This is a genomic window from Streptomyces sp. NPDC045026 (genome assembly GCF_056432625.1).
Genome location: NZ_JBWKIS010000036.1, coordinates 51,474 through 68,197 on the forward strand (window position 1 = coordinate 51,474; position 16,724 = coordinate 68,197).

The following is a 16,724-nucleotide window of genomic DNA, read 5'->3' on the forward strand; positions in this document are numbered from 1 at the left end:
AGGCATTGAGGAAAGCAGACATGACCGAGCCCTTGCTCAGGATCGACGACCTGCGCGTCGACATCGCCACCCGCGACCGCACCGTCCACGCCCTCGACGGCATCTCCCTCGACCTGGCCGCCGGTGAGGCGCTCGGCGTCGTCGGCGAGTCCGGCTGCGGCAAGACGATGACCGCGCTCAGTGTCCTCGGGCTGCTGCCGCCCGGCGGGCGGATCACCGGCGGGCGCGTCCTGTTCGACGGTGTGGACCTGGCCGCCGCGCCCGCCCCCGTCCTCCAGGACGTACGCGGAAACACCATCGGCATGGTCTTCCAGGACCCGCTGACCTCGCTCAACCCGACCATGACGATCGGCCGGCAGGTCGCCGAGCCCCTGCTCCTGCACCGCGGCGTCTCCCGCAAGGAGGCCTGGGCGCGGGCCGAGGAGACCCTGCGGCTCGTCGGCATGCCGCAGCCGGCCGAGCGCATGAAGGCGTATCCGCACCAGCTGTCGGGCGGCATGCGCCAGCGCGTCGCCATCGCGATGGCACTGGTCTGCGAGCCGAAGCTGCTCATCGCCGACGAGCCGACGACCGCGCTCGACGTGACGACCCAGCACCAGATCCTGGAGCTGATCGACGACCTGCGCGAGCGGCTCGGCATGGCGATGATCCTGGTCACGCACGACCTCGGCGTCATCGCGAACCGGGTGGACCGCGTCGCCGTCATGTACGCGGGCAAGGTCGCCGAACAGGCCGATGTCCGCGGCCTGTTCGCCCGGCCGCGCCACCGCTACACGGAGGCCCTGTTCGCGGCGCTTCCGGAGCGGGCGGGCGACGGCGGCACCGAACTGCACACGATCCCCGGTCTGCCGCCGAACCTGACGGTGCGTCCGCAGGGCTGCCGGTTCGCGCCGCGCTGCCTGTTCGCCACGGACGAGTGCCGCACCCAGGAGCCGCCGCTCGCCGACGACGGACTACGGGGAGCGGAGCACCGGTTCGCCTGCTTCCACCCGGTGCCGGACGTGTCCGAGGAAGGCGAAGCGGCCGACGTGATCGCGCCGGCCGTGATCCCCGCACAGTCGGCCCCGGGTGCGCCGCTCCTCGAACTCGACGGTCTCGTCAAGGAGTTCCCGCTCAAGGGCGGCCCGTTCTCGCGCAGTCGCGGCACGGTCAGCGCGGTGGGCGGGGTGTCGCTGACCATCCGCAAGGGCGAGACGTTCGGCATGGTCGGCGAGTCCGGGTGCGGCAAGACGACGCTCGGCCGGATCGTCGCGGGCCTGGAGGACCCGACGGCCGGATCGGTGCGGTTCGGCGGCGAGGACCTCGCGGGCCTCACGCGGGCCGGGCGCCGGGCGCACCGCCGCCGGATCCAGCTCATGTTCCAGGACTCGACCGCGGCCATGGACCCGCGGATGCGGGTCGGCGAGATCCTGCGGGAACCCCTGGTCATCCAGGGCGTCGGCAGCCGCGCCGAGCAGGAGGCGCAGATCGGCACGCTCCTCGACGCGGTGGGGCTGCCGCGCGGCGCCGTGCACCGCTATCCGCACGAGTTCTCCGGTGGCCAGCGCCAGCGCCTCGGCCTGGCAAGGGCGTTGACGCTTTCGCCCGATCTGGTGGTCGCGGACGAGCCGGTGTCGGCGCTGGACGTGTCCGTGCAGGCGCAGATCCTCAACCTGATGCGGGAGCTCCAGCGCGAGCGCGGCCTGACGTATCTGTTCATCTCGCACGATCTCGCGGTGGTGCGCTACCTCGCCGACACCGTGGGCGTGATGTACCTCGGCAAGCTCGTCGAGACCGGTCCCGCGGAGGAGGTGTACGCGCGGCCGCTGCATCCGTACACGCGGGGTCTGCTCGACACGGTCAACGTGCCCGATCCGTCGGCCGCGGCCGGTTCCGGGTCTCCGCTGACGGGCGAGACGCCGTCCGCGGCGAAGCCGCCGTCGGGGTGCCGGTTCCGCACCCGCTGCCCGCTCGCGCAGGACGTCTGCGCCGAGGTCGAGCCGCCGGTCGCGGCGCCGCGCGGCGCCGGCCACCAGGTGGCCTGTCACTTTCCGCTGCCGGTGCCCGACGAGGCGGCCGCCCAGCCGGTGTGACCTGCAACGATGCCGCCTCCGAGGGTGACTGTCAGTGGTCGGGTGCAGACTGGCCCGTACCTGAGACAAAGGCGTCCTCGGAGGTGTTCGGCATGACTGAAGTGCTGCTGACGGTAGGCACACGCAAAGGGCTTTTCATCGGCCGCAGGCGGGGCGGCGGCGCGTGGGAGTTCGACGAAGGCCCGTACTTCAATTCGCAGGCCGTGTACTCGGTGGCGATCGACACGCGGGGCGAGGTCCCGCGGCTCCTTGCGGGCGGTGACAGCGCGCACTTCGGCCCGTCCGTCTTCCACTCCGACGACCTGGGCCGTACGTGGACCGAGCCTTCGCGCCCCGCCGTCAAGTTCCCGAAGGACACCGGGGCCTCGCTGGAGCGCGTGTGGCAGTTGCACCCGGCCGCCGCGGAGCCGAACGTGGTGTACGCGGGCACCGAGCCGGCGGCGCTCTACCGCTCGGAGGACCGGGGCGAGACGTTCGATCTGGTGCGTCCGCTGTGGGAGCACCCGACGCGGTCGAAGTGGGTGCCCGGCGGTGGCGGTGAGGGGCTGCACACGGTGGTCACCGATCCGCGTGACGCGAGCGCGGTGACGGTCGCGGTGTCCACGGCCGGGGTGTTCCGCACCCGGGACGGCGGAAAGAGCTGGGACCCCGCGAACTCCGGGGTCTCAGCGGTCTTCCTGCCGGATACGAACCCCGAGTTCGGCCAGTGCGTCCACAAGGTCACGCAGGACGCGGCCGACCCGGACCGCCTCTACCTCCAGAACCACTGGGGCGTGTACCGCAGCGACGACGGCGGTACCCGGTGGAGCGACATCGGGGCGGGCCTCCCCTCGACGTTCGGCTTCGCCGCCGCCGCGCATCCGCACCGCGGGGACACGGCGTACGTCTTCCCGATCAACGCCGACTCGGACCGCGTGCCCGCGGAGCGGCACTGCCGCGTGTTCCGTACGCAGGACGCGGGCAGGAGCTGGGAGCCGCTGACTGCGGGGCTTCCGCAGGGCGATCACTACGGGACGGTGCTGCGCGACGCGATGTGCACGGACGACTGCGACCCGGCGGGCGTGTACTTCGGCAATCGCAACGGCGAGGTGTACGCGTCGGCCGACGACGGGGACAGCTGGCGGCAGTTGGCCTCCCATCTGCCGGACGTGCTGTGCGTGCGGGCGGCCGTGGTCGGTTGATCGGCCCGTCGGTCACGGCAGTAGGGTGACGCCCGTGGCACCACGACCCTTGCACGAAATCGTAGAAGCCGGCTGGGCGAAGGCCCTCGAACCCGTCGCGGGACAGATCACCGCCATGGGCGAGTTCCTGCGCGCCGAGATCGCCGCAGGACGCACCTACCTCCCGGCCGGGGCGAACGTGCTGCGCGCGTTCCAGCAGCCGTTCGACGAGGTGCGGGTCCTGATCGTCGGCCAGGACCCCTATCCGACGCCGGGACATGCCGTCGGGCTCTCGTTCTCGGTCGCGCCCGAGGTGCGGCCGCTGCCCGGCAGCCTCATCAACATCTATCGCGAGCTGAACACGGACCTGGGCCTGCCCCAGCCGTCGAACGGTGATCTGACGCCCTGGACGCGGCAGGGCGTGCTCCTGCTCAACAGGGCGCTCACCACGGCCCCTCGCCGCCCCGCCGCACATCGCGGCAAGGGCTGGGAAGAGGTGACGGAGCAGGCGATCAGGGCGCTGGCCGCGCGCGGCCGTCCGCTCGTGTCCGTGCTGTGGGGCCGCGACGCCCGCAATCTGCGCCCCCTCCTCGGCGACCTGCCGTCCGTGGAGTCCGCGCACCCCTCCCCCATGTCGGCCGACCGCGGCTTCTTCGGCTCGCGCCCGTTCAGCCGGGCCAACGACCTGCTGGTGCGGCAGGGCGGGCAGCCGGTGGACTGGCGGCTGCCGTGACGCACGAGCCCGGCGCTGCGGGACGGGGCTACGGCGCGGTCGATCGTGCGGAGCCCGGATGGGTCCTCGGCGTCGACTCCGGTGGTTCCGGTCTGCGCGTGGCGCTCGCCTCGGCCGCGGACCTGACCCGTCCCGAGACGACGGTGTCCCGCGAGCCCGTGCGGACGGGCGCGGCGGGCATCGACGCCGGGCATCTGCTCGCACAGATGCTTCCGATGGCCCGGGAGCTGCTCGCCCGCGTCGGCGACCGCGGCCCGGGAGTCCCGCGGCCGAGCGCGGTCGCCGTCGGGGCGGCCGGCATGGCCACCCTCGGCGACGGCCTGCGCGCCGAGCTCCCGGACGCGCTCGCGGCCGAACTGGGCGTACGGCGGCTCGCGTTGGCCGCGGACGGGGTCACCGCGTACGCGGGCGCGCTCGGCCAGCGGCCCGGCGCGGTCGTCGCCGCGGGCACCGGCATGATCGCGCTCGGCACAGATCTCGGCACCTGGCGCAGGGCCGACGGCTGGGGGCATCTCCTGGGCGACTGCGGGGGCGGCGCGTGGATCGGCCGCGCGGGCCTGGACGCGGCGATGCGGGCGTACGACGGGCGGCGCGGGGGCTCTGCCGCACTGCTCGCCCTCGCCGAGGAGCGGTTCGGCCCGGCGGCCGGGCTGCCCGCCCGGATCTATCCGCGCACGGACCGTCCCGCGGTCCTCGCCTCTTTCGCACCTGACGTGGCCCGCGCCGCGGTCGACGACTCCGTGGCCGCCGGAGTCCTGCGCGAGGCGGCCGGCCATATCGCCGAGGCGGCGGCCGCTGTGTGCCCGGCGGGCGACGGCAGTGAAGTGGCGCTCACCGGCGGCCTGTTCAAGATGGGTGAGCCGCTGCTCACCCCGCTCCGCGCCGAGCTCGCGGAGCAACTCCCTTACGCCGACGCGGTGTCGGCGACCGGCGACCCCCTGCACGGTGCGCTGGTGATCGCCGCCGCGCTCGCGCTCGACGGCCTGCGCCTGCCGTGCGATGGCCGCCTCCTCCACGTCCCCGGGGAGGAGGCCGGCCACTGAGGGCGGCCCTTGCGCCCCCTCTGACCTGGACAGTTGAGCCATTCGTCACCGAAAGGATAAATACGGACGGATACCGCTCAGCTGCCCCCTCCCCGAACAACGGAGACCCGCGAGCCAGTAGCATGCGGCGGCATGAGCTCCCCCACTGGGCCTGCATCCGGCCTGCCTGTACGAATGCCGCGACCCCGTCAGCCCGGTCGGCACCGCCGTCCGGAACCCGTGGCCGCCCCCGAGGGCGCACCCGCGCTCGTCCTCGCGGTGCCTGGCACGCCCAGCAACGCCTCGCGCAGCCTCGCCGAAGAGGTCGTGAGCATCGCCCGCTCCGAGCTGCCGGGCCTCGACGCCCGCATCGGATACCTCGACGGTGACGACTCGGAGGCCGCCGAGGCTTCCCCGTTCGCCGAGTTCCCCTCCCTGCGGGCCGTACTCGCGCGCGCCGCGAAGGAGCGCACCGCCCGCTTCGAGCAGGCCCGTGCCGCGGGCGCCGACGTCGCAGAGCCCGACGGACCGGTCGCCGTGGTCGTGCCCCTGCTCGCGGGCCCGGACAGCGCGCTCACGCGCCGCATCCGGCAGGCCGTCATCGACAGCCGTACGGCCGCCGAGCTGACGGATGTCCTCGGCCCGCACCCGCTGCTCGCGGAGGCCCTGCACGTGCGCCTGTCGGAGGCGGGCCTGGCCCGTGCCGACCGCGCCCGGCTGTTCACGGTGGCGACCGCCGCCGACGGCATCATCCTCGCCTCGGTCGGCGGCGACGAGGCCGTCCAGGCGGCCGGGATCACCGGCATGCTCCTGGCCGCGCGCCTCGCGGTGCCGGTCATGGCCGCCGCGCTCGACGAGGAGGGCGCCATCGCGGCGACCGCCGAGCAGCTGCGCGGCTCCGGCTCGCAGCAGCTGGCGCTCGCCCCGTACCTGATCGGCCCGGAGATAGACGCGAGCCTCCTCGAGGCTGCGGCGAACGAGGCCGGCTGCGCCTCCGCCGAGTCGCTGGGCGCGTACCCGGCGATCGGCAAGCTGGCCCTGTCGAAGTACGCGACGGCGCTGGGCATCGCCCCGCAGCAGCCGCAGGGCGCGCCGGCCCTCTAGGGGCCCGGACCGCACACAGGCTACGGCGACGGGCCCGCACCCCGATGGGGTCGGGCCCGTCGCCGTACCCGCTCGGGAAACCGGTCTCAGCGCCCTCTCCGGACCTGTCTCAGCCGAAGATCACGCAGGATGCGGCGGGTGCCTCGATGGAGCCGCTGCGGCGCGGCAGACCGGTCTCACGGTCCACGGCGAACCAGGTCACGTCGCCGGACCGCTCGTTCGCCGCGTACAGGAAGCCGCCCGAGGGGTGCAGCGCCAGGTCGCGCGGCCAGTCGCCGCCGCAGGACACCGTGGCGCGCAGCGTCGGCCGGTCGCCGGTGGCTTCGAGGGCGAGGACGGAGATGACGTTCGCGCCGCGTGTGGCGGTCCACAGGAAGCGCCCGTCGGGCGCCACGACCACCGCGGACGGGAACGCGTCGCCGTGCGGCGCGTCCGGCAGCACGGAGATCTCGCCGAGCGGCTGCAGAGCGCCTTCGGCGGCATCCCACTGGCAGACGGTGACGGTCGGCGTGAGCTCGTTCAGGATGTACGCGCGGTCGCCGCGCGGGTGGAACGCCAGGTGCCGCGGTCCCGAGCCGGGCCGCAGCGCGACCTCGCGGTGGACGTCCAGCCGCCCGCCCTTCATCGAGCACACCCGCACGGAATCGGTGCCGAGGTCCACACTGACGGCCCAGCGGCCGCTGGGGTCCGGCACCACCTGGTGGGCGTGCGGGCCCTGCTGGCGCTTGGGGTGCGTGCCCGAACCCTCGTGGCGCAGCACGTCGGCGTTCTCTGCGTCCAGCGTGCCGTCGGCGCGCAGGCGTACCGAAGTGACGCTGCCCGAGCCGTAGTTGGCGGTGAGCACATGCCCGTCGTACAGGGCGAGATGGGTCGGGCCCGAGCCGCGGACGGGCACGCCGCGCCCGGCGAGTTCCGGCTTTCCGTCCCCGGTACGGAACGCGGCGACGGCTCCCTCGGCGGTCTCGCTCACCGCGTAGAGGATGTCGCGCGCGGGCGAGAGCGCGAGGTAGGAGGGGTCGGGGAGGGAGTCGACGGCGCTGAGCACGGTGAGTGAGCCGCTGTCCATGTGGACGGACGCGGTGAGGATCCCGGAGCCTCCCGCGGCGGTGAAGGATCCGATGTACGCCCGTCCGCCCTGCCTGTCGCCCACGCGAATCCCCTTGCGTCGCATGCACGGTGAGCCTGGTGCTCGCCGTTCGTGCGGCCGACGGTAGCAGCGGGTCTAGACCAGGAAGTCGCCGGACGCCCTGGCGAGCGCCTCGGGATGCTGCACGTACGCCGGCGTGCGCTCCGTCGTGTCGTACGTGCGGTGGAAGACCGGGGTCGCCGAACCGGAGATCGGCGGCACGATCCAGGACCAGTCGGCGCCGACGGTGCGGCCCTTGCGCTCCTCGCGGTCGAGGTGCGTGAGGAAGCGCCGCGACTCGGTGTGATGGTCCGTGACGGTGACGCCGGCGCGGTCGAAGGAGTACAGGACGGCGCGGTTCAGCTCGACGAGTGCACGGTCCTTCCACAGGGACCGGTCGCTGGTGGTGTCGAGGCCGAGGCGTTCCGCGATGCGCGGCAGGAGGTCGTAGCGGTCGGTGTCGGCGAGGTTGCGGGCGCCTATCTCGGTGCCCATGTACCAGCCGTTGAAGGGGGCGGCCTGGTAGCAGATCCCGCCGATCTCCAGGCACATCGTGGACTGCGCGGGCACGGCGTGCCAGCGCAGCCGCAGCCCGGCCCACCAGTCGTATTCCTCGTGCTCGAGAGGGACTTCGAGGACCGCGTCGGGCGGCAGGTCGAAGCAGCGCGGCTTGTCGTCGGTGCCCTGGACGATCAGGGGCAGTACGTCGAAGGGGGTGCCGTCCCCGCCGCGCCAGCCGAGGCACCTTGCGAGCGCGGTGAGGCCCTCGTTGCGCGGGTCGCCGACGACGCGGCCGTCGCGCTGCACGTATCCCGCGTACCGGATGAGCTGTTCGTTCCAGATGCGGGGCCCGGGGCGGTCCGGCGTGTCGGGCGCGAAGACGGTGATCAGGGGGCGGATGCGGCCGCCCTGGGAGGCCTCGCGCAGATGGTCGGTGCAGGCGGCCGCGATGTCCTCGGCCGCGGTGAGATGGCGGAAGTCGCGGACGTGCAGGGAGTTCCAGTAGAGGCGGCCGATGCAGCGGTTGGCGTTCCGCCAGGCGACGCGGGCCCCGAAGGTGAGCTCGCGTTCGGTGTGGCGATACGTTCCTGTGTCCGCGATCCCGGCGTACACCTCCGCGAGGCGAGCGGACGGGTCGCCGAGCCGCTCCTCGGCGTGGTGGGCGCGGATGAAGTCGGAGGCGGCGGGCCAGAGTTCCGGGGTGCGGGGGGCTGGGGCATGGGGGTCCGGGATGCGGGGGTTGCCGATGCCGAAGGGGGCGTTGGCCAGGGCCTTGGCATTGGCATTGGCATTGGGGTGATACGGGGCGGCGCCTGCCGGACAGCGGTCGTGCCGCTCCTGGAAGCCGCTGTCCCAGACCCCGGCGCCATCCCTGGACTCGGCTCGGTCCAGCCAGTCGGCGGGTCCGTCGGTTCTCTGCGGTGTATCGGGCATCGCGCACTCCCAGGGGTCCCCGGCCACGGGCCCTCCCGCGGGGCCGCGTACTCCGTGCGTCCACATGATGCCGCTGCGTCACCCGTCCGGGGGCCGATCCGTTGTCCACGTGACTGGCGAATCCGCCCCGGAACGTGCCGGGGCGTCCGTCTCGCGGGCCGTTGTCGCAGGTGGGACAGGTGAATCAGGGCCGCGCCCGTCCGCGCGATCAGGCTCCGGCGAGAGGGGAGCGCGTAGGGCAACACGGGGGCGCGAACTACTCAGCGCGCGCCCCCACGACGGGTCAGAGCTGCCTCGCGGGCTCAGGCGCCGACCGCGACCCGGTCGGATCCGCGCAGCGGGACGGCGAGTTCGAGCAGGGCCCGCTCCAGGGCGTGGAGGTGGGCCAGTACGGGTTCACCCTCGACCGCCTGCGGCAGCGCCCCGGCTTCGGCCTGGCGGCGCTGTGCGCCCGCCGGCGTGTCGGTGAGCGCCTCGACGGCGGTCTCCACGCGCCAGCAGGCCGCGGCGAGCCGGGCGTCGTGCGAGGCCTCGGGGTCGGCGACGACGGAGGCGAGCCCGCGCACCTCGCGCGCGCAGTCGTCGAGCAGCGCGAGTACGTGCCGGGCCCGGCCCATCCGCGCCCGCATCGGGCTGAACGGATGCACCAGCGGCGCAAGCGAGAGCCGCACCCGGCCGAGGATCGACTCCAGCTCGGCCACGCGCCGGCCCGGGTCGGCCGTCGGTGAGCCCGCCAGCCGGGCGGCGGCCTCGGCGGTGCAGGCGTGCACGCACCGCAGGGCCCGCTCGACCCACGCGTCGGTGACGGAGTGCGTGGTCACCGGCAGCACGAGCAGCACCGCGAGCACCGCACCGAGCGCCCCGACGGCGGTCTCGCCGACCCGCAGGGCGAGCAGCGCCGGGTCGAGGACGCCGAGCAGCCCGTACAGCATGCTCGCCATGACGGTCACGGCGAGCATCATCCACGTGTACGAGACGGCGGCGGTGTAGAAGATCCCGAACACGCTGAGCGCGACGACCACGGCGGCCGCGACGGGCTGGTCGTGCAGCGGCACGGCCACGACGAAGCCGAGCACGATGCCCAGCACCGTCCCCAGGAACCGACGGAATCCGCGGACCGTCGTCTCGCCGCGGGACGTGGTGTTCACGAACACCCACCACGTGGCGCCCACGGCCCAGTACCAGCGCTGGTCGGACAGCACCTGGCCGATGGCGAGCGCGAAGCCGGCGCCCACGGTCGCCTGCACCGCCTGCCTCGTCGTGATGCGCGCGAGCCCGCTCCCGCCGGTGGGCGCCGCCACCGCCGCGGGCACCGGCAGCCGGCGCTCGTAGCACCACAGCCCGAACCGCACGAGGGACGCGGCGGCGAGCGAGAGGAGTACGGCGGCGTACAGCTCGGGGAGCTGGTCCGGCACGGTGTGCAGGAACTGCGCGGCGAAGAAGGTCATGAACGCGAAGACGCCGAGAGAGTGTCCGCGCGGCCCCCACCGCCGCGCGTACACTCCGGCGCCGACTACGGCGAGGAACGCCAGGTCACGAGCCACGGGTATGTCGTGGAGCGCGGCCGCGAGCCCGAGCACCGGGAGGCCGACGGCCGGGAGCAGCACGGTCGTCACGGCCTGTCCGCGCACCGTCGCGTCGGTCACCGTGAACAGGGCGAGCAGCGCGGCCAGGCCACCGGTGATGGCCGCGACGAGCGAGTGTCCGGCGAGCCCGCACAGGGCCACTGCAAGGCTGATACCGAGGACGCCACGGGTCGCGAAGCGCAACCGCAGCCGCCCCGGATCCGGAGCCACGAACACCCTCTTCAGCACGGCCACCCACTCTTTCCGCGTCACCGCGAAACTCCGCATGAAAAAGGCGCCGCGGAGATCCCGCAGCGCCATCGACAGGAACATCACAGCATCTCAAGGGCCTATGGATCAACAGCAGGCGAATGCCTTGGGCCAATGGCCCAGTCAAACACGCTGCGCGTCAGCCGGGAGGGGACCAACGGACCACGCCGATCGTGGAGATCCGATCATGGAGATCCGGCAGAAGGCCCGGCAGAAGGTCCGGCAGAAGGTCCGGCAACGGGACGCCCTTCACCTCACCGCTGGCCCCGCCGTGCTGCACAGGCGACGCCGGGTACTTACTGTCGGCTAGTGGAGCACCACACTGCGTGCTCGGGAGCAGGGTCGGGGGACCGATCGCGCTCGGTAGCTGGATCGAACGTCCGACCCGGAGGAGTCTGCATGCCTGAGCTGTTCATCGGTGGCAGGTGGATCGCTGCCGTCGACGGGCGGGTGCGCGAGATCCGCTGCCCGGCCGACGGCACGCTGGTCGCCACGGTCGACGAGGCGGGTCCGCAGGACGCGGCGGCTGCGGTCACCGCGGCCCGTGAAGCCTTCGACCGCGGACCGTGGCCCGCCACACCGGCCGCCGAGCGCGGCGCGCTGCTGCTTCGCGTGGCGGCCCTCATCGAGCGTGACAAGGACGCACTCGCCCGCGCCGAATCCCTGGACACCGGGAAACGGCTCGTGGAGAGCGAGTACGACATGGACGACATCGCCAACTGCTTCCGCTACTTCGGCAATCTGGTGGCCTCCGGCGGCACCGACCGGATCGTCGACACCGGCAACCCCGGCGTGGACAGCCGAGTGGTGCACGTGCCGGTCGGCGTGTGCGCGCTGATCACTCCCTGGAACTATCCGCTGCTGCAGACCGCCTGGAAGGTCGCCCCCGCGCTCGGCGCGGGCAACACCTTCGTCCTCAAGCCCAGCGAACTCACTCCCCACACCGCGATCATCCTGATGCGACTGCTGGCCGAGGCAGGACTGCCCGACGGGGTCGCCAATCTCGTCCTGGGCACCGGTCCGGACGCGGGAGCACCGCTCACCGAGGACCCTCGGGTCGACATGGTGTCGTTCACCGGTGGTCTTGTCACGGGACGGCGCATCATGGCCGCGGCCGCGCCCACCGTGAAGAAGGTGGCTCTGGAGCTCGGCGGCAAGAACCCCAACATCGTGTTCGGCGACGCCGACTACGAGACGGCTCTCGACTACGCCCTGATGGCCGTGTTCCTGCACTCCGGTCAGGTCTGTTCGGCCGGGGCGCGGCTGCTGGTCGAGGACGAGCTGCACGACAGGTTCGTCGAGGACCTGGTCGCGCGGGCCCGCGCGATCCCGATGGGCGGCCCGTTCGACGAGGCTGCCCGCACGGGTCCGCTGATCTCCGCCGCCCACCGCGACAAGGTCGAGGCATATGTGGCCGCGGGTGTCGCCGAGGGTGCGGTGCTGCGCTGTGGTGGCGTCCGGCCCGAGGACCCGGCGCTGCGGGACGGTTACTACTATCCGCCCACCGTCCTCACCGAGTGCACCCCGGGCATGTCGGTGGTACGCGACGAATCCTTCGGCCCGGTCCTGACCGTCGAGCGGTTCCGCGACGAGGCCGAGGCGGTCGCCCTCGCGAACGACACCGTCTACGGCCTGACCGGAGCGGTCTGGACGCAGAACGCCGAGCGAGCCGAGCGGGTCGCGTCCCTGCTGAACGCCGGGACCGTATGGATCAATGACTTCCACCCGTACGTACCGCAGGCCGAGTGGGGCGGCATGAAGCAGTCCGGTGTCGGCCGGGAGCTGGGTCCGACCGGCCTCGCGGAGTACCAGGAGGCCAAGCACATCTGGCGTAACACCGCGCCACGGCCGCAGCGGTGGTTCGAGTGAGTCCTGGGCACGCCACCACCGGCGCGGGAGAGGAGAACGGCGATGCCGGACATTCCGCCTGATGCTCCTGGTCACGCCGCGAGCGGTCAGGACCAGGACGCCGCGCTCACGGAGCTGGGCTACAAGCCCGAACTCAAGCGCACCCTCGGCAATTTCCACACCTTCGCCGCCGGCATCAGTTACATCTCCATCCTCACAGGCACCTTCCAGCTGTTCTACTTCGGCGTCAGCTTCGGCGGGCCGGCCTACTGGTGGTCATGGCCGATGGTCTTCCTCGGGCAGCTGATGGTGGCGCTGAGCTTCTGTGAACTCGCGGCGCGCTTCCCCGTCGCGGGGTCGGTGTACAACTGGGCCAAGCACACGGGCGGTCCGCACATCGGCTGGCTGGCGGGCTGGATGATGACGATCGCGACCATGGTGTCGCTGGCCGCCGTGGCCCTCGCGTATCAGCTGACGCTGCCTCAGATCTCGGGCTTCTTCCAGGTGATCGGTGACGGGACGGGACCGTACGACGCGGCCGCCAACGCCGTGCTCCTGGGCACGATCCTCATCCTCTTCACCACCGTGATCAACGCCTTCGGCGTCAAACTGATGGCCACCATCAACTCCGCCGGGGTGTTCATCGAGTTGATCGCTGCGGTCATGCTCGTGGGCCTGTTGGCGGCGCACATCACCCGCGGTCCGAGCGCGATCGTCGACACCGACGGCTACGGACAGGGCCAGCCGCTCGGCTACCTCGGCGCGTTCCTGACCGCGTCGCTCGCCTCGGCGTACGTGATGTACGGCTTCGACACCGCCTCCTCGCTCGGCGAGGAGTCCATCGATCCGGCCCGCAACGCTCCGCGCGCCATCCTGCGCGCACTCATCGCCTCCTTCGTCCTGGGCGGCCTGATCCTGCTCTTCGCGCTGCTCGCCACCCCTGACCTGCAGGCCAAAGAGCTGTCGGTGGACGGTCTGCAGTACGTGGTGAAGGCCACGCTCGGCGAGACGGTCGGCCTGGCCGTGCTGTGGTGCGTCGTCATCGCCATCACCGTGTGCGCCTTGTCCGTACAGACCGCCGGCCTGCGCATGGCGTTCGCGATGGCCCGCGACAACAACCTGCCGGCCGGCTCCAGACTGGCCAGGATCAGCCCGCGGTTCAAGACACCGGTGGTCGCCACGTGCCTGATCGGGTTCGTGGCGATCGCCATCCTCGTCGTCAACATCAAGCAACCGCAGATCTTCTCGGTTGTCACCAGCATCGCCATCATCATGATCTACATCGCGTATCTGCTGGTCACGGCGCCCATGCTGGTACTGAGGCTGCGCGGCGAGTGGTCGCCCGTGCCCGGCTACTTCTCACTGGGCCGCCTCGGCCTGCCGGTCAACATCCTGGCGGTGCTCTGGGGCGCCGCGATGTCGGTCAACCTGCTGTGGCCGCGCGCCGCGGTCTACAACGCCACCGGACCCCAGCACTGGTATCTGCGATGGGGCGGCGTCCTGTTCGTCGGCGTCGTCGCGGCCGCGGGCTTCACCTACTACTGGTTCGTGCAGCGCAGGAAGACCGGCGTGATCGCCGAACACGCCGTCGGAGAACCGCCGGAGCCCGCACCGGCCCGCGGCGGAGCCTGAGTCGAGAAGGAGCAGCAGAGGTGGATGAGTTCGATTACGTGGTGGTCGGCGGTGGTACGGCCGGGGCGGTCGTGGCCGCGCGGCTGAGCGAGGACCCGGCCGTCACCGTCTGCGTACTGGAAGCCGGCCCCTCCGACGTCGGCGACGACAGCATCCTGCGGCTCGAGGGGTGGATGGCCCTGCTGGAGTCCGGTTACGACTGGGACTACCCGGTGGAGCCGCAGGAGAACGGCAACAGCTTCATGCGGCACGCCCGCGCCAAGGTCCTCGGCGGCTGCTCGTCGCACAACTCGTGCATCGCGTTCTGGGCTCCGGCCGAGGATCTCGACGAGTGGGGGGCGCTCGGCTGCACGGGGTGGAGCGCCGCGGACTGCTACCCGCTCTACCAGCGCCTGGAGACCAACGACGCGCCCGGGGACCACCATGGCCGCTCCGGCCCCGTCACCATCCGCACGATCCCGCCCAACGACCCGTGCGGCAGGGCCCTGTTGGCCGCCTGTGCCGACGCGGGCATTCCCACCGCGCCGTTCAACACCGGCTCCACGGTGGTGCGCGGCGCGAACTGGTTCCAGATCAACGCCCGCGAGGACGGCACCCGTTCGTCCGCGTCCGTGTCGTATCTCCATCCGATTCTCGGCAGCCGGCCGAATCTGGAGATCCGTACCGGGCTCCAGGCCAAGCTGCTGCGCTTCGACGACAGCAATCGCTGCACCGGTGTCGACTACCTGGAGCCCGACACCATTCACAGCGGCTCGGTCGCCGCGCGGCGTGAAGTCATCGTGAGCTGCGGGGCCATCGACTCGCCGAAGCTGCTGATGCTGTCGGGCATCGGCCCGGCCGGGGATCTGCGTGATTGCGGCGTCGGGGTGCGGGTGGACTCCCCCGGGGTCGGCTCGCACCTCCAGGACCATCCGGAGGGCGTGATCATGTGGGAGGCGAAGCAGCCCATGGTCACGAGGTCCACCCAGTGGTGGGAGATCGGCATCTTCGCCGGAACCGAACCGGGCCTGGACCGGCCCGACTTGATGTTCCACTACGGCTCGGTGCCCTTCGACATGAACACGTACCGGCGCGGCTACCCGACGACGGACAACGCGTTCTGTCTCACGCCGAACGTCACCCGGGCCCGGTCCATGGGCACGGTGCGGCTGCGCACCCGCGACTTCCGTGACAAGCCCAAGGTCGACCCGCGGTACTTCACGGATGAGCACGACATCCGGGTGATGATCCACGGGCTTCGGCTCGCACGGGAGATCGTGGCGCAGGCGCCGATGGCCGCGTGGGCGGGTGCCGAACTCGCCCCGGGCCCGGCCGCTCAGTCCGACGACGAGCTGTTCTCCTACATCAGGGAGACCCACAACACGGTGTATCACCCGGCGGGAACGGTGCGGATGGGCTCGGCGTCCGACGCGGACTCTCCGCTCGACCCGCAGCTGCGGGTCAAGGGGGTCGACGGGCTGCGGGTGGCCGACGCGTCGGTCATGCCGTTCCTGCCTGCCGTCAATCCGTGCATCACGACGATGATGATCGGCGAGAAGTGCGCCGACATGATCAAGGCGGGGTGATCCGGGGAGGGTTGATCCGGTGAGGGTGTTGCCGGTGCGGCCCGCCCGCGCGGCCGTCGCACACGGTTTCGTGGTGATGGAATACAAGATCGCCGACGAGGGTTGCGGCAGACATCGGACAGTGATCCACCTGGCAGCGGGAGACAGTTCATGAGCTTCAGCGACAGCAGCAGCACGCAGGCATCCGCGATCGGCAGGTACGGCCTGTGGAACACCGGGCTGCGCGACCCAGACCCTGCTCTGGCGGTCGAACGCGCCGAAACCGCGGCGGAGTTGGAGCAGCTCGGCTACGGCGCGCTCTGGCTCGGCGGCAGTAGTGGCATCGAGCACGCCGCCCCGCTGATCGAGGCCACTTCGAAGATCACCGTCGCGACCGGCATCCTCAGCATCTGGCAGCACGAGGCGCGGGAGACCGCCGACCGCTGGGCCGCCCTGGAGGCCGCCCACCCCGGCCGGTTCCTGCTCGGCCTGGGCGTGAGCCACGCGAAGCTCACCGCGCAGTACAAGCGTCCGTACGGCGCCATGGTCGACTACCTCGACGCGCTGGACGCCGCGGGGGTCCCGGCCGGCCGCCGCGTGCTGGCCGCGCTCGGCCCGCGCATGCTGGAGCTCTCCCGGGACCGTGCCGCCGGAGCGCACCCGTATCTGGTCACCCCGGAGCACACCGCGCAGGCCCGTGAGACGCTCGGCCAGGGGCCGCTGCTCGCGCCGGAGTTCACCGTGGTCCTCGAGGCCGACCCGGACCGCGCCCGGGCGACCGCCCGAGAGACGCTCGCGCTCTATCTGCAGCTGGCCAACTACACCACCAGCTGGCTGCGTCTCGGCTTCACCGAGGACGACTTCGCGGACGGCGGCAGCGACCGGCTCGTCGACGCCCTCTTCGGCTGGGGTGACGAGCAACGGGTGCGCGAGCGGATCGACGCCTTCCTGGACGCGGGCGCGGACCACGTCGCCATCCAGGTGCTGACCCCGGGCGAGGACCGGGCCGGCCTGCCCCGGGAGCAGTGGCGGCGGCTCGCGACGGTACTGGAGCTCTGAGCCCAGGGGCGTGAGATCCGCACGCGAATTCCTGTGCCTCCCAGGTCGACCCCCTGCCGCACGCCCCACGCGCCGCGCACCCTCATACGGTTGAGGAATGACCGGCGGCAGTGATCCGCCCGGCCACAACCACCTTGAGGAATGAGTGAGTTGGG

12 protein-coding genes are annotated in these 16,724 nt (G+C 72.1%); 9 read left to right on the forward strand and 3 right to left on the reverse strand.

The window, feature by feature from the left end:
• The first annotated feature begins 20 nt into the window (after positions 1-20).
• From AC07EJ_RS41240 to AC07EJ_RS41260, 5 genes are all read left to right on the forward strand, one after another.
• The gene (locus AC07EJ_RS41240) at positions 21-2,072 is read left to right on the forward strand and encodes an ABC transporter ATP-binding protein (protein WP_478886169.1); all 2,052 of its coding nucleotides are present in this window, start codon (positions 21-23) and stop codon (positions 2,070-2,072) included.
• Positions 2,073-2,164: 92 nt separating this feature from the next.
• Entirely contained in the window at positions 2,165-3,253 is a 1,089-nt protein-coding gene (locus AC07EJ_RS41245; protein ID WP_478886170.1) for a WD40/YVTN/BNR-like repeat-containing protein, read from the forward strand.
• Between the two features lie 34 nt (positions 3,254-3,287).
• Positions 3,288-3,965 carry a uracil-DNA glycosylase gene (locus tag AC07EJ_RS41250; protein WP_389491294.1) on the forward strand — a complete coding sequence of 226 codons (678 nt, stop codon included), beginning with the start codon at positions 3,288-3,290 and terminating at the stop codon, positions 3,963-3,965.
• Complete coding sequence (locus AC07EJ_RS41255; RefSeq protein WP_389491292.1) at positions 3,962-5,008, forward strand: N-acetylglucosamine kinase; 1,047 nt, start codon at positions 3,962-3,964, stop codon at positions 5,006-5,008. Before AC07EJ_RS41250 ends, AC07EJ_RS41255 begins: the two co-directional genes overlap by 4 nt.
• Positions 5,009-5,140: 132 nt before the next feature.
• A complete protein-coding gene (locus tag AC07EJ_RS41260; RefSeq protein ID WP_389491290.1) occupies positions 5,141-6,091 on the forward strand; it encodes a sirohydrochlorin chelatase in 951 nt (316 codons plus the stop codon).
• Positions 6,092-6,200: 109 nt separating this feature from the next.
• Here the strand turns inward: AC07EJ_RS41260 and AC07EJ_RS41265 are convergent, their stop codons facing one another.
• The 3 genes from AC07EJ_RS41265 to AC07EJ_RS41275 form a co-directional block, all read right to left on the reverse strand.
• Positions 6,201-7,262, reverse strand: a complete 1,062-nt coding sequence (locus AC07EJ_RS41265; protein ID WP_389484678.1) for a lactonase family protein — start codon at positions 7,260-7,262, stop codon at positions 6,201-6,203.
• A gap of 51 nt (positions 7,263-7,313) precedes the next feature.
• On the reverse strand, positions 7,314-8,651 hold the full coding sequence (locus AC07EJ_RS41270) for a nitric oxide synthase oxygenase (RefSeq protein WP_478886171.1): 1,338 nt from the start codon (positions 8,649-8,651) through the stop codon (positions 7,314-7,316).
• A gap of 302 nt (positions 8,652-8,953) precedes the next feature.
• Positions 8,954-10,465: an FUSC family protein gene (locus AC07EJ_RS41275; protein ID WP_389484887.1), complete on the reverse strand. Its 1,512-nt coding sequence runs from the start codon at positions 10,463-10,465 to the stop codon at positions 8,954-8,956.
• Between the two features lie 420 nt (positions 10,466-10,885).
• Between AC07EJ_RS41275 and AC07EJ_RS41280 the strand changes: the two genes are divergently transcribed.
• From AC07EJ_RS41280 to AC07EJ_RS41295, 4 genes are all read left to right on the forward strand, one after another.
• Positions 10,886-12,355 (forward strand): aldehyde dehydrogenase family protein, encoded by a 1,470-nt coding sequence (locus tag AC07EJ_RS41280; protein ID WP_389484683.1) that lies wholly within the window; start codon positions 10,886-10,888, stop codon positions 12,353-12,355.
• Positions 12,356-12,397: 42 nt separating this feature from the next.
• Positions 12,398-13,966, forward strand: coding sequence for an APC family permease (locus AC07EJ_RS41285; RefSeq protein WP_389484685.1), 1,569 nt, complete (start codon positions 12,398-12,400; stop codon positions 13,964-13,966).
• Positions 13,967-13,986: 20 nt separating this feature from the next.
• Complete coding sequence (locus AC07EJ_RS41290; RefSeq protein WP_393587586.1) at positions 13,987-15,531, forward strand: GMC family oxidoreductase; 1,545 nt, start codon at positions 13,987-13,989, stop codon at positions 15,529-15,531.
• A 150-nt stretch (positions 15,532-15,681) separates the two neighbouring features.
• Positions 15,682-16,569 (forward strand): LLM class F420-dependent oxidoreductase, encoded by an 888-nt coding sequence (locus tag AC07EJ_RS41295; protein ID WP_478886172.1) that lies wholly within the window; start codon positions 15,682-15,684, stop codon positions 16,567-16,569.
• Positions 16,570-16,724: the final 155 nt, after the last annotated feature.

Excerpts from the sequence above, each read along its gene's own strand:
- AC07EJ_RS41240 (WP_478886169.1), top strand. The coding sequence starts at position 21 with ATGACCGAGCCCTTGCTCAGGATCGACGACCTGCGCGTCGACATCGCC.
- AC07EJ_RS41245 (WP_478886170.1), top strand. The coding sequence starts at position 2,165 with ATGACTGAAGTGCTGCTGACGGTAGGCACACGCAAAGGGCTTTTCATC.
- AC07EJ_RS41260 (WP_389491290.1), top strand. The coding sequence starts at position 5,141 with ATGAGCTCCCCCACTGGGCCTGCATCCGGCCTGCCTGTACGAATGCCG.
- AC07EJ_RS41265 (WP_389484678.1), bottom strand. The coding sequence starts at position 7,262 with ATGCGACGCAAGGGGATTCGCGTGGGCGACAGGCAGGGCGGACGGGCG.
- AC07EJ_RS41270 (WP_478886171.1), bottom strand. The coding sequence starts at position 8,651 with ATGCCCGATACACCGCAGAGAACCGACGGACCCGCCGACTGGCTGGAC.
- AC07EJ_RS41280 (WP_389484683.1), top strand. The coding sequence starts at position 10,886 with ATGCCTGAGCTGTTCATCGGTGGCAGGTGGATCGCTGCCGTCGACGGG.
- AC07EJ_RS41285 (WP_389484685.1), top strand. The coding sequence starts at position 12,398 with ATGCCGGACATTCCGCCTGATGCTCCTGGTCACGCCGCGAGCGGTCAG.
- AC07EJ_RS41295 (WP_478886172.1), top strand. The coding sequence starts at position 15,682 with ATGAGCTTCAGCGACAGCAGCAGCACGCAGGCATCCGCGATCGGCAGG.